We start from the raw sequence: 13,144 nt of genomic DNA, 5'->3' as shown, positions 1-13,144 counted from the left end.
GTCCGCTCACCGGCCCACTTCCTGTGGTTGCGGTTGCAGCAGCGGCAGTGACGTGAGTCTGGCCCGGGCGATCTTGCCGGTGACGGTGGTGGGCAGCTGGTCCACGACGACGAGTTGCTCGGGCAGTTTGTACGTGGCCAGGCCCTTGCCGGTGAGGTGGGCGACGACGTCGGGCAGGCTCAGCTCGGTGCCCTCGTGCAGCGCGGCGAGCAGGCAGGAGCGCTGGCCGAGGCGCGGGTCGGGGCGGGGGATCACCGCGTGCTGCGCCAACTGCGGGAGGTCGTTGAGGAGTTCCTCCACTTCGAGGGCGCTGAACTTCAGTCCGCCCCGGTTGATCAGCTCGTCCGCGCGGCCCCGGTAGTGGACCGAGCCGTCCGCTCCGATGGCGGCGAGGTCGCCGCAGCGCAGCCAGCCGTCGGCGGTGAGTGCCGCCCGGGTGCGCTCCGGCGCGCGGAAGTATCCACGGAACATGTACGGGCTGCGGTACTGGAGTTCACCGGTCTCGCCGACGGCCGCCACCGCTCCGCTGCGGTCGACGACCCTGACCTGGGCGCCGGTCGCCGGCCTGCCGACGGTGGAGGTCGCCTCGGGCGGGTCGCCGGGCCGGGTGTACGTGCCCGCCCCGATCTCCGTCATGCCCCACTGCACGATGAGGTGGGCGCCCAGGGTGCGCCGGACGCCGTCGGCGAGTTCGTGGGGTACGGGGGCGCCGCCGGTGCGCACTTCGCGCAGCGCGAGCCCGGTCGGCCGCTGCCCCGACAGGCGCAAGAGGTCGCGCAGTTGGGCGGGGACGGCGAACGCCGCGGTGGCCGATGCCGCCGCGAGGGTGTCCGTGAAGCGTGCCGGGTCCCAGCCGTCGAAGAGGCCGACCGCGCCGCCGGTGACGAGGGCGAGATGCACCGAGAGCAGGCCGAAGGCGTGGCTGAGCGGACTCGCGGAGACGATCGTGTCGGTGGCGTCGAACCCGCCGTCCGCGGCGACGGCCGCCGCGTTGCCGAGCAGTCCGCCGTTGCTGTGCACGCACAGTTTCGGGAGCCGGGACGTGGTGCCGGACGAGGCGAGCAGGACGAGCGGGGCGTGCGGGTCCGCGGGCGGCGGCGGCAGCGTCGGCCCCAAGTCCCCTGCGGGGTCCATGAGTTCGGCCGCATCGAGCAGTCCGGCGGCCGCCGGGGGCGACAGCGGCGAGCGGGGTGATGCCTGCGACACCCATATGTCGTGCAGCGTGGCGCAGCGGCCGCGCAGGTCGACGAGTTCGGCGAGGCGGTCGCGGCCCCGGTAGGAGCCCCTGGCCACCAGCCCGACCGCGCCGGACTGCTCGATCAGCGACGCCATCTCGTGCACGCCGTACGCGGAGTGCAGTGGCAGCAGCAGGGCGCCGATCCTGGCGGTGGCCGCGTGCAGGGTCAGCAGCTCCCAGGAGTTGGGGAGTTGGGCGGCGAGTACGTCCCCTGAGCGCAGGCCGTGGCGGTGCAGGGCGGCCGCGGTCCGTTCGGCCTGGAGCAGCAGGTCGCGCCAGCCGCGCCATTGGCCGCCGTCCCACACGCCCTGCGCGTCGCGGCGGTCCGCAGCGCGTTCCAGGGACGCGGTGAACGTAGGAAATTCCGCAGTCGATTTCAGGGCAATTACGGGAGCGGTCACGCGGAAACCTCCGTATAGGGCGGAAGGTGACGGTCTTGTCGATTGACGCCGAGGATTCTGCGCGGATGCCGAAGACCGCGTCCAGAGCGGACCGATAAGGAACCCGGATCGGTCCCGTGTCCGGCGCATCCGATAAGAGATTCCTATACCGGCAGCGTACGGCGGCCGCCCACCCGTCCGGCGCCGGTCCCGTTCGGCAAAGAGTCGGGAAAAACCGCTGGATGAGCTCCTGGGCGTCGTTAAGAACTCTCAATAGCGGGGCCCGTGTTCCACCGTCCATCGATGCCTGGACCCATCGGAAGATTCTGTTCGGCAGCACCGATGACGGCTATCGGCAAGCGTGAACCTTCGGCATCTTCGCAGGTCAACCGCCATGGCATGGCTTGATTTCGCTATTAAATCAAGGAAATGCGATGCCGCCCCACCTGATCGGACTTGCTGTTTCTGCGACGGTTCCCACAGAATTCCAACCGACCCGAGGCAGGAGGTATCCATGCCGTTCGATCCGCTCTCCGGAAAGCCCGCCGCCCAGCGGCGCACGACCGTCTCCGCATTACCGGGCGACGCTTTTTCCCCGACCGACCTGCGCCGCCTGGACGAGGTGGTCCGCGACGCCCGTTCCGCGTCCACCGCACAGCCGTCCGCGCTGCTGTCCCCGCTCGCGACGAACGCCGAGGCCACGGCCCTGACCTCGCGGAACTGCGTCTTCGACCACTGCGCGGTGCTGCTCTTCCCCACCACCATCGAGGCGGGCCTGCACCATCTGGAGCGCCACGGCCTCGCCCCGCGGCCGGCCGTGCCGAGCACCGTGGTGCGCCGCCGGCTGAGCGCGCGGCACGGGGTCCACGAGGACTTGTGCGACGTGCGGATCACCCGGCTCTGCCTGGATCTTCCGACCGGCCGGCGCCACCCCGCGGTCGAGGTGTTCCTCTTCCCGCGGGACAGCCCCAGCTTCACGGAGCGGATCGAGGCCGACGAAGTGGCGTACGGCTACGAGAACCACACGGCGTTCGTGATGGACGCCCCGCGGCCCGCCGTCATCGAGCGGCTGGTCGGCGCCTGGCGCACCGACGCCGGGCTGCTGTGGGAGGGCGGCGGCCACAATCCGCACGAGGGCGGCCCCGACGGCTCGACCGTCCTGTACTTCGTCCGGGCCGCGGGGCACCCCGGCACGCGGCGCCGATTCGAGCTCAACTGCCCTGGAAACGTACGGGAGTTCACGGCTCGCGCCGTCCCGCAGGACGAGGGTGTGCACCGCGCCTATCGGGCGTGGCCGCGCCTTACCGACGACGTGCCTGCCTGATCCCTGCCTCACCTGACAGGCCTGCCTCACCTGCCTCACCCGACAGACCCGTTCCATGGCTCCACGCTTCACCCCCACCTCATCCCCGCACAGCAACCGACGGGAGAACTCCGTGCTGCGCAACGACACGCTCCGGAACATCGCGCTCACCCCCGAGCTGCACGACTACCTCCTCACCCAGGGCAGGATGAACCCCGACCCGCTCTTGGCCGAGCTCGCCGAGCTGACGCAGAGCGCCATACCCGACCAGGCCCACATGGTGGTCGCGCCCGAAGAGGCGGCGCTGCTCACCTTCCTGGTGCGGCTGCTCGGCGCCCGCCGCATCGTCGAGGTGGGCACCTTCACCGGCTCCTCCTCGATGTGCCTGGCGCGCGGGCTGCCTGCCGACGGCTCCCTGATCACCTGCGACATCTCGGCCGAATGGGCCTCCGTGGGCCGGGATTTCTGGAAGCGCGACGGCGTGGACGACCGCATCGAGCTGCGGGTCGGCCCGGCCCTGGACACGCTGCGCGCGATGCCCCGCGAGCCCCACCTGGACCTGGCGTTCATCGACGCCGACAAGCCGGGGTACATCGGCTACTGGGAGGAGTTGGTGCCCCGGATGCTGCCGGGCGCGCTGATCCTCGTCGACAACACGCTGTTCAGCGGTGAGGTCGTCGATCCGCTGCCCGGCGAGAAGGCGACCGCCATCCGCGCGTTCAACGAGCACGCCCGCAAGGACGACCGGGTGCAGCTGGTGATGCTGCCGGTCGCCGACGGACTGACCATGGCGCGGCGCCTGCCGGCCGGCGAGTCCCTGTTCTGATGGCCGGCCCGAAGACCGTTCCGCAGGCCGACCCGCAAGCCGATCCGCAGGCCGAGCCGCAGGCCGATCTGACGGCACGTCCCGCGTATGTGCGCCGAACCCCAGGAGGACTGACGTGACCGCGGTGCCGCCGCCCGGCTACCCGCTGACGACCCTCACCGCCGAGGACCCGCTCGCGGAACTCGACGATGACTACCCCCGCGATCTGGGCGTCGCCCCTCAACAGCCCACGTGGGACGACCCGTTGCAGGTCGCGGCCGTACGCGCCGAACTGGCCCAGCTGCCGGGCCTGGTCACCGGCGAGGAGGTCCGGCTGCTGCGGGCCCTGCTCGCCGAGGCCGCGGCCGGGCACTACCTGGTCGTCCAGGCCGGTGACTGCGCCGAGGACCCGGCCGAGTGCGATCCGCCCGCGGTGCTGCGCAAGGCCGGGCTGCTGGACGCGCTGGCCGGTGTGATGGTGGCCGGCACCGGGCGGCCCGTGATCCGCGTCGGCCGGATCGCGGGGCAGTTCGCCAAGCCCCGCAGTTCCCCGACCGAGACGGTCGACGGCATCGAACTGCCCGTCTACCGCGGCCACTTGGTCAACTCCCCCGAGCCGACCTCATCCGCCCGCCGCCCCGACCCGAAGCGGATGCTGAGCTGCTATTACGCCGCCCACCGCGCGACCACGTATCTGCGTCAGCGCACCAGTGACTGGACCATGGCGTCCGGCGCACCGGTGTGGACCAGCCACGAGGCGCTCGTCCTCGACTACGAACTGCCGCTGCTGCGCAGGACGGTGACCGGCGCCATCCTGCTCGCCTCGACCCATCTGCCCTGGATCGGCGAACGCACCCGCGAGCCGGACGGGCCGCACGTGATGATGCTGGCTCAGGTCACCAACCCGGTTGCCTGCAAGGTCGGCCCCACGACGCGGCCCGAGGATCTGCTCGCGCTGTGTGCCCGGCTCGACCCGAACCGCGAGCCCGGGCGGCTCACGCTCATCTCCCGGATGGGCGCGGACGCGATCGGCGAGGCGCTGCCGCCGCTGGCCGAGGCCGTGCGCCGGGCCGGTCATCCGGTCGCCTGGCTGTGCGACCCGATGCACGGCAACACCGTCAAGTCGCCGTCCGGCGTGAAGGTCCGCTCCGTGCGCACCGTCGTCGCCGAGGTGCACGGTTTCATCAGGGCGATCACCGAGGCGGGCGGCGTCCCCGCGGGCCTGCACCTGGAGACCACTCCGTACGACGTCGACGAGTGCGTCTGGGACGACCCGGCGCAGATCGACACCATGCCCGGCAACTCCCGCACCTCCCACTGCGACCCGCGCCTCAATCCGGCGCAGGCCCTTGAGGTGGCCCGCGCCTGGTCCCGCGACCCGCGCAGGTGACTCGGGCAGCGACTCGGGGAGCGTACGAGCAACTCCCCCTGGATCAGGCCCACTTCAGCAACCACACAGGCCAATCGAAGAGAACACCGAAGAGAGAGCAGACCACCATGTCCGAAGCCACCCTGTCGGAGACCACCCTGTCGGAGACCACCGTGTCCGAGAGCACCGTGTCCGAGACCATCATCCGTACCGACGACGGCACTTTCGCCATGATCAACGTCTTCGAGGTCGACCCGGAGCGCCAGAAGGAACTGGCCGAGGTGCTCAGCGAGGGCGCGGACAAGGCGATCCGGCACCGGCCGGGCTGCATCTCCGTCAACATCATGACCAGCCTCGACGGCAAGCGTCTCGTCTACTACGCGCAGTGGCGCAGCAAGCGCGACATCAAGGCCACGATGAGCGACCCGGACGTGCAGTTCTACCGCGACAAGGCCATCGAGATCGGCAAGCCGGACCCGCACGCGTACACCGTGTACGCGGTGCACCACCCGGACACCGCCCCGGAGACCCTCCCGGAGAGCTGACACCCTTGCGCCCCCGGCCCGCGGTGCCACACCGTCCATCGACGGTGTGGCACCGCGCGCTTGCCGGGCGATCGGACTTCACCGTCCAGGTGCAGCGGCGGGATCCTCGCCGAGGAACCCGGTGACCACGGCTGTGAACCGCTCGGGCTCCTCCACCCATGGCCGGTGCCCGGACTTGTGCATGATCTCCAACCGGCTGTCCGGATGGCACTCGGCCACCGCGCGTGCCGGAGCGGTTCCGATCATGCCGTCCGCCGCGCCCGCGAGCACCAGGACGGGAGTTCGGGCACTCGCCAGTCGGGCAACCCGCTGTCCGCGGGCCTCCGCAGAGGCGGCCCCGGCGTAGAAGGCCGCACGCAGCCAGGGCAGCGCGGTCGCATGCTCAGGCCGATGTTCGCTGCGCCTCTCCTCGGTCCACCGGTGCCAGAAGAACGGGAGGATCTGCCGCTGCAGGTCGGCCAGTTCGGCTCCGGACCAGCCGCCCTTGGCCAGCAGGCGGTCCGCCTCCGCCGCATTGCGGTACCAGGGCTCAGCGGAGCGCGATGCGCGCAGCGCCGCCAGTTCCGCCTCGTCGGGCTCCCGGCCGACGCGGCCGACCGGCGCGACCAGCACGGCCCGGCGCACCCGCCCCGGGAAGGCCGCGAGGTACTCCTGCGCCGTCAGGCAGCCGGCGGAATGGGCAAGCAGGTCGAAGCGGTCAAGGCCCAGGTGGGTCCGGAGTGCTTCCAGATCGCGCGCCTGCTCGACGAAGGAGACCGTCCGCCGGTCGGCGGGCACCGCGGACCGTCCGGCGGCTCGCGCATCGACCAGAACCAGCTGACGCCGCCGGTCAAGCCCGCCGAGGTCCGCCAGGTAGCGGATGTCCATACCCGGCCCGCCTGGAAGGACCACCAACGGCCGGCCCGTGCCGGTCACTTCGAACCAGATGGCTGTGTCGTCGTACGACGCGAAGTGCGGCATGCCGTCACCCTCACACGCCGGGTTGGCCGTGTCACCCGTGGTCCATATTTTGGTATAGACCACACGGTGCCAGCCACAGGAATTGATCTGGCTGAGTCCGAGCGGTCCCAGAAGATCTGCTCGAGGGGCGATCCAGCTCACCTTGGGCCCGGGTAATGTCACCGTCCGTTGTGGCAGGTGCGTTCTCAACGCCTTTGCCTCACGGCTGATCCACCAAATGGGTACCGGAGTGGCCGGAGACCCGGGCCCCGCCCTGGTGGTGGTGCCGAAGCCTCGTGGAGCCGAGCAGAAGACCCGCACCGCCCGAACCCGCAAGGGGACGGGCGCGCGGGCGGCCGGCGGAACACCCCACCAGGGGACGGAAGAGTCGCCGAGACTCGAAGCAACGGGATGGGTGCTGTGATTCGGTCTGCGAGGGTCAGCACTGTGGTGGTGTTGGCTGCGTTCGCCGCGATCTATTTGATCGCCGGTGCCCTGCCCGCCGTCGCGGTGTTCGTGCTCCAACTCTGTTATGTGCTGCCCGCGTTGCAGCGGTTTCGCGGGCCGTGGCTGTTGGTTGCGCAGGCCGTTGCCGGTTATGTGGCGGTGCTGGCCGCTGGTGCGTCCGTGGGGATCCTGGGCTTCCTCGGTGGGTCGCTGTTGCTGTTCCGGTCGTGGTGGCCGTTGCTGGTGTTGCCGGTGGTGGGCAGCGCCATGGTGTTCGGGCCGGTGGATCCGGTGATCAGCATGGTGTTGGTGAGTCTGGTGGTGTACGGGCTGATCCGGCTGACCGAGCGTGCCGAGGAGGCCGAGGCTGCTCGGGTGGGCGGTGTTGTGGCGGCAGTTGCCGAGGAGCGGCTGTTGATCTCCGCGGAGCTCGGTGATGGTCTGGGGCGCGGTCTCGCGCAGATCGGTGCCGGTGCGCGGGCTGCTCTGGCCCGGCCGGATCGGGCGGGTGAGGTGCTTGCCGAGGTGACCCGGTCTGCCCGTACGTGTCTGGCGTCGGCTCGTGCTGCCGCTGCGGCGTACCGCGCGTTGTCGCTGACTCCGGAGTTGACCACCGCGCGCGCCCTGCTGACGGCCGCGGGTATTGAGGCGGAGGTGCGCACCGGGCATGCCGAGCCGCTGGGGCCGGCTGGTGCGCTGCTGGCGCATGTGCTGCGCGAGGCGGTGACCGGGGTGGTCCGTCGGGGTGCCACCAGGTGTCGTATCGAGACGCGTGCCGCTCATGGCCGGGTGTGGCTGCGCGTGGTCAGCGACTCGGCCCGCAGCGCCGATGACGAGAGCCTCGGTGACGTTCCGGCGCGTGTCGTCGAGGCCGGTGGCACGCTGACCACCGGGCTGACGCCCGAGGGGCGGTACTTCACGGAGGCCGTGCTGCCCGGTGCGGTCGCGGTGGCGAAGGAGGAGGAGGCGGCGGCGGATGGCGGACGGGCGTACCGGCTGTCCATCGCTCTGCTTGCCGCTGTGCTCGTGGGCTTCTGCGTAAAAGCGTTGTTGATGTTGGACGGTGCTCAACTGCTGCCCGCCTCGGCCGGGTTCGCGGTGATCGTCTATTTGCAGTTGTCCTCGGTGCACGGTCGGCATCCGTACAAGCTGGGGGTGATGGCGCTGCTCGCCACGCTGCCGGTGTTCGTGTTCGGGCAGGCGTGGCTGGGTGCTGCCGGGTTCCTGGCCGGGCCGTTGTTGTTGGCGCTGCCGTGGCGGATGGCGTGGCCGTTGGTGGGCGTGCTGGTCGGGTGGGTGGCCGGGATGGGCGTGGAGCTCGGGCTGGCTGCCGGGCTGGTCGTCAATCATGCGGTGTCGGCGGTGGTGACCGGGCTGGTGATGTTCGGGCTGTTGCGGCAGGCGCAGATCGTCGGGGACCTGCGTCGTGAGCGGGATCGGCAGGCTCGGGCGGCCGTGGTCGCGGAGCGGTTGCGGGCGGCCCGGGATCTGCACGATCTGCTGGGGCACAGCCTGGCGGCCATCTTGTTGAAGTGTGAGTTGGCGCGTCGGTTGCCGGCGGAGCGGGCTCGTGCCGAGTTGGCCGATGTGCTGGCCATGACGGAGCGCGGTGAGGCGGATCTGCGGGCGGCTTCGGGCGGGGAGCAGGTGCGGATGAGGCTGGCTGCGGAGGCGGAGTCGGCTCGGTCCGTTCTGCTGGCGGCCGGTATCGAGGCGAAGCTGCGCCTCGGGCACGTCGGGTTGCCGTCGGTCGCGGAGACGGCGCTCAGTGCCGGGGTGCGCGAGGCGGTGACGAACGTGCTGCGGCACAGTTCCGCCGCGGTCTGTGAGATCAGTACCGAGTCGGTGTCGGGTGGCACGGTGCTGCGGGTGCGCAATGACGGGGTGTCGGGTCCGTCGGGTCGCCCGGGTTCGGCCGGTATCGGGAATCTGACGACGCGGTTGGCGGCCTTGGGCGGGACGCTGGTTGCTGGGGCGGCGGACGGCTGGTATCAGCTGGAGGCGTGGCTGCCCGCGGTGCCTGCGGCGGGTGAAGTGGCTTAGATCCAGCCCGACTTGGTGGCGATGCGGACCGCGTCGGTGCGGTTGCGGGCGTTGAGTTTCGCGACGATCCCGGTGAGGTAATTGCGTACGGTGCCGGCCGACAGGTAGAGGCGGGTGGCGATCTCGGTGGCCTCCGCGCCTTCGGCCACCAGGCGCAGCACGTCGGTCTCGCGCGGTGTGAGCGGGTTGTCGGCGAGGTCCCAGGCGGTGACGGCGAGGGAGGGGTCGAGGACCCGCCCTCCTGTGGCGATCTTGCGTATGGCGGCGAGGAGTTCGTCGGGGGGCGCGGTCTTGAGCAGGAAGCCGTGCACCTGGGCGTCGAGTGCCCGGCGCAGGTGGCCGGGTTTGCCGTAGGCGGTGAGCATGAGCATCCGGCAGCGCGGCACCTTCTCGGCGATCTTCGCTGCGGCGTCGAGTCCGTCGAGTTCGCCGGGCATGTCGATGTCGAGTACGGCGATGTCGGGCTGGTGGACCAGTGCCTGGGAGAGCGCTGCGGCTCCCGATTCCGCTTCGGCGACGATCTGGAGGTCTTCTTCCAGGCCGAGGAGTGCGGCGAGTGCGCTGCGGATGACGTGCTGGTCCTCGGCGAGCAGTACGCGTATCAAGTCTGTTTGCCCCTTTCCCCCTGGCGCGCAATGTATAGCAGTGTCCGGATCATGACGAGGTCATGGTCATTCCAGGACGACGTCTGTGGGAGGGATCCGTCCAGGTCAGCAGGCTTGGAGACATGACGGATGCAGTGCAGTTGGAAGCAGTGAGCAAGGTGTACGGCAAGGGGCAGGGGGCGGTGGCCGCGCTACGTGAGGTGTCGGTGCGGATTCCGCGCGGCTCCTTCACCGCGGTGATGGGGCCGTCCGGTTCGGGCAAGAGCACGTTTCTGCACTGTGCGGCGGGGCTTGATACGCCGTCGGCGGGGTCGGTGCGGCTCGGTGACACGGAGCTGGCCGGGATGAACGAGACGCGGCTGACGCAACTGCGGCGCCGCCGGGTCGGGTTCGTCTTCCAGTCGTTCAACCTGATTCCGTCGCTCGACGTGCTGGAGAACATCACGCTGCCGTTGCGGCTGGCGGGTGCCCGGGTGGAGCGGGCCTGGCTGGACGAGATCATCGGCCGCGTCGGGCTGACCGGTCGTACGGGGCACCGTCCCGCGCAGTTGTCCGGCGGGCAGCAGCAGCGGGTGGCGATCGCGCGGGCGCTGGCCACGCGTCCGGAGGTGGTCTTCGGCGATGAGCCGACCGGTGCGCTGGACACCGTGACGGCGCGCGAGGTGCTGACGATGCTGCGCGAGGTGGCCGGTGACATGGGGCAGACGGTGGTGATGGTCACGCACGACCCGATGGCGGCGGCGTACGCGGACACCGTGCTGTTCCTGGCCGACGGCCGGATCGTGGATGCGATGGCGGACCCGACGGCCGACAAGGTCGCGGAACGGATGACGCGGCTGGGAGCGTGGAAGTGATGATGGGTTTCGCCATGAAGACGCTGCGGCACCGCAAGGCCGCGTTCCTGGGTGCGTTCGTGACCCTGATGTGTGCGGCGGCGCTGGTGACGGCGTGCGGGATGCTGCTGGAGACCGGGCTGCGCGGGAAGGTGGCCCCGGAGCGGTATGCGGGGGCGCCGGTCGTGGTCGCCGGTGATCAGTACGTGCACCAGACGATCACCAAGTCGAAGGGCAAGAAGAAGCACAAGGCCAAGCAGATGGCCGAGCGGAACTGGGTGCCGGATTCGCTGGTCGACGAGCTGCGGGGTCTGCCGGGTGTGCGCAGGGTCGTGGCGGAGGTGACCTTCCCTGTCTATGGGGTGGACGGGGCGAAGTCGCTTGGGCACGGCTGGAGTTCGGCGGCGCTGACGCCGTTCACGCTGGCTTCGGGGCGGGCGCCGAAGGGTGCGGGCGAGGTGGTGGTCGACGCCGGGGCCGGGCGGGCCGTGGGGGCGCGGCTCGAGGTACTGACCTCGGCCGGACCGGCGGCGTACAAGGTCGTGGGTGTCACCGCGCAGCAGCTGCCGAGCCAGCGCACGCTGTTCTTCTCCGCTGCGGAGGCCGAGCGGTTGGCCGGGCGGCAGGGGCAGGTCACCGCGATCGGCGTGTTCCCGCGGGTGGACGTGTCGAAGGTCGTGAAGTCCGGTGAGGTGGTCGCGTACGCCGGTGAGGATCGCGGCAGGGCGGAGTTCTTCGACGCGGAGCAGGCGCGGATCAAGCTGATCAGTCTGGGGGGTGCGCTGGGCGGTACGGCGCTGCTGGTGGCGGTGCTCGTGGTGGTGGGTACGTTCGCGCTGTCCGTGCAGCAGCGGCAGCGGGAGATCGCGCTGCTGCGGGCGATCGCGGCGACGCCGAAGCAGTTGCGCCGGCTGCTGGGCGGGGAGGCGCTCGTGGTGGCGGCCGCCGCGTCGGTGGTGGGCGCGGGGGCGGGGCTGGGGCTCGGGTTCTGGCTGCGGTCGCGGTTCGTGGCGCTGGGGGCGATGCCGGAGCAACTGGGGCTGGTGGTCAGCCCGTTCCCGGCCGCGGCCGCGGTGCTGGCCACACTGGTGGCGGCCTGGGCGGCGGCGCGGCTGTCGGCCCGGCGGGCGGTGCGGATCAAGCCGGTCGAGGCGCTGGGCGAGGCGGCGGTGCCGACCGCGCGGCTGCCGTGGACCCGGCTGCTGGCCGGGGTGGTGGCCGCGGGTGGTGCGGTGGCGCTGACGCTGGTGCTGTCGACGCTGACGACGGAGGCGGCGTCGGGGCCGCTGACGATGGTCACCGCTCTGCTGTGGACGGTGGTCGTGGCGCTGCTCGGCCCGGTGCTGGTGCGGGGCGCGGCGGCGGTGCTCGGGGTGCCGCTGCGGATGGGGCGGGCGGGTGGCCATCTGGCCGCGGCGAATCTGCGGACCGGGGCGCGTCGGATGGCGTCGGTGGTGGTGCCGCTGACCCTGATGATCGGCGTGACGTGCACGATCCTGTTCGTGCCGACCACGATGGGGCACGCCGCGCAGGCGGAGGCCGAGGCGGGCAACCGGGCCGACTTCGTGCTCGGGCCGCACGTCTCCGCGTCGGCGGCCGAGGAGCTGCGCGGGCGGCGCGGGGTCGAGGCGGTCACGGAGGTGCTGCACACGACGGTCCGTGTGGGGCTGACGAAGTACGGCGTGCAGGGGGTGACGCCGCAGCGCCTGGAGAGGACGTCCGACCTGGGGGTGACGGCCGGGTCGCTGGGCCGGCTGGGGCGGGACACCGTCGCGGTCAGCGAGAACGCGGCCGGGCGGCTGCACGTCGGTGTCGGTGACACGGTGAGGCTGACGCTCGGCGACGGCGAGCGGGCCGGGCTGCGGGTGGTCGCGGTGTACGGGCGCGGCTTGGGCTTCGGCGAACTCACCCTGGATCACGCCCTGGTGGCGGCGCACGTGGACGATCCGATGGGCACGCTGCTCGTCGCCGCGCCGGGCCTGTCCCGTGCGGAGCTGGCGGCCGCGGTGCCGGGTGCCGGGGTGCTGGACCGGTCGCAGGCCGTAAAGGCGGCGGCGCCCGACGCGGAGGTCAACTACGTCGCCATGGGGCTGGTCATCGCGTTCACCGCGATCGCGGTGGTCAACACGCTGGCCATGTCGACGTCGGACCGCACCCGCGAACTGGCCCTGCTGCGCCTGGTCGGCACGACCCGGCGGCAGGTGCTGCGGATGCTGCGCCTGGAGACCCTGGCCGCGCTGACGATCGCCGCGGCCCTGGGCACGGCGCTGTCCTTCGTCACGCTCACGGCCTTCAGCCGGGGCATGACCGGCACTGCCGTCCCGCACATCCCGCTGTCGGCGTATGCGGGGGTGCTGCTGGCGGTGGCCGGGCTGGCGCTGACGGCGACGGCGGTGCCGGCTCGGGTGGCGCTGCGGCAGCGCGCGGCGGAGGCGGTCGCGGGGCGGGAGTGAACCGGCCTGATTCCGGGCGGTGTTGGCATCGGTTCCTTCCCTGTTCGGCCGGGTTCCGGCCGTGCGGGGAAGGAATTGTTTGGCAACACCGCTCTCGTATTGCCAAGGTGGATCATGCCTTTCATCAGTGGTTCCATTCGTAGTTGAGTCGCTCTGGACGTCATCTCCAGGCGGGGTTGCCAATC

Annotated in this window: 10 protein-coding genes; 7 read left to right on the top strand and 3 right to left on the bottom strand. The window is 71.2% G+C overall.

Features of this window, described 5'->3' with window-relative positions:
• Positions 1-6 precede the first annotated feature (6 nt).
• A complete protein-coding gene (locus ACIBUY_RS39390) occupies positions 7-1,638 on the bottom strand; it encodes a class I adenylate-forming enzyme family protein (protein ID WP_399155224.1) in 1,632 nt (543 codons plus the stop codon).
• A gap of 493 nt (positions 1,639-2,131) precedes the next feature.
• On the opposite strand from ACIBUY_RS39390, the gene ACIBUY_RS39385 reads away from it, so the two are divergent.
• From ACIBUY_RS39385 to ACIBUY_RS39370, 4 genes are all read left to right on the top strand, one after another.
• A complete protein-coding gene (locus ACIBUY_RS39385) occupies positions 2,132-2,941 on the top strand; it encodes a hypothetical protein (RefSeq protein ID WP_399155223.1) in 810 nt (269 codons plus the stop codon).
• Between the two features lie 112 nt (positions 2,942-3,053).
• Positions 3,054-3,746, top strand: a complete 693-nt coding sequence (locus ACIBUY_RS39380) for an O-methyltransferase (protein ID WP_365573303.1) — start codon at positions 3,054-3,056, stop codon at positions 3,744-3,746.
• A gap of 205 nt (positions 3,747-3,951) precedes the next feature.
• Positions 3,952-5,115 (top strand): 3-deoxy-7-phosphoheptulonate synthase, encoded by a 1,164-nt coding sequence (locus tag ACIBUY_RS39375; protein WP_365573460.1) that lies wholly within the window; start codon positions 3,952-3,954, stop codon positions 5,113-5,115.
• A gap of 107 nt (positions 5,116-5,222) precedes the next feature.
• Entirely contained in the window at positions 5,223-5,639 is a 417-nt protein-coding gene (locus tag ACIBUY_RS39370) for an antibiotic biosynthesis monooxygenase family protein (protein WP_365573306.1), read from the top strand.
• Positions 5,640-5,717: 78 nt separating this feature from the next.
• Here ACIBUY_RS39370 and ACIBUY_RS39365 read toward each other — a convergent pair whose 3' ends face one another.
• Positions 5,718-6,740 (bottom strand): alpha/beta fold hydrolase, encoded by a 1,023-nt coding sequence (locus ACIBUY_RS39365; protein ID WP_399155222.1) that lies wholly within the window; start codon positions 6,738-6,740, stop codon positions 5,718-5,720.
• A 285-nt stretch (positions 6,741-7,025) separates the two neighbouring features.
• Here ACIBUY_RS39365 and ACIBUY_RS39360 point away from each other — a divergent pair, with 285 nt between their 5' ends.
• Positions 7,026-9,068 (top strand): histidine kinase, encoded by a 2,043-nt coding sequence (locus tag ACIBUY_RS39360; protein WP_399155221.1) that lies wholly within the window; start codon positions 7,026-7,028, stop codon positions 9,066-9,068.
• Here ACIBUY_RS39360 and ACIBUY_RS39355 read toward each other — a convergent pair.
• Positions 9,065-9,673: a response regulator transcription factor gene (locus ACIBUY_RS39355; RefSeq protein WP_365573315.1), complete on the bottom strand. Its 609-nt coding sequence runs from the start codon at positions 9,671-9,673 to the stop codon at positions 9,065-9,067. The genes ACIBUY_RS39360 and ACIBUY_RS39355 overlap by 4 nt on opposite strands.
• 122 nt (positions 9,674-9,795) lie before the next feature.
• Here ACIBUY_RS39355 and ACIBUY_RS39350 point away from each other — a divergent pair, with 122 nt between their 5' ends.
• Positions 9,796-10,527, top strand: coding sequence for an ABC transporter ATP-binding protein (locus tag ACIBUY_RS39350; RefSeq protein ID WP_399155220.1), 732 nt, complete (start codon positions 9,796-9,798; stop codon positions 10,525-10,527).
• Positions 10,527-12,959: an FtsX-like permease family protein gene (locus tag ACIBUY_RS39345; protein ID WP_399155219.1), complete on the top strand. Its 2,433-nt coding sequence runs from the start codon at positions 10,527-10,529 to the stop codon at positions 12,957-12,959. Before ACIBUY_RS39350 ends, ACIBUY_RS39345 begins: the two co-directional genes overlap by 1 nt.
• The last annotated feature ends 185 nt before the right edge of the window (positions 12,960-13,144 follow it).

Origin of the sequence: Streptomyces sp. NPDC050085 (assembly GCF_044460595.1) — a bacterium.
Lineage (GTDB): Bacteria > Actinomycetota > Actinomycetes > Streptomycetales > Streptomycetaceae > Streptomyces.
Note: the sequence above shows the minus strand (reverse complement) of the source record. Positions and strands in the feature narration are given on the sequence as shown.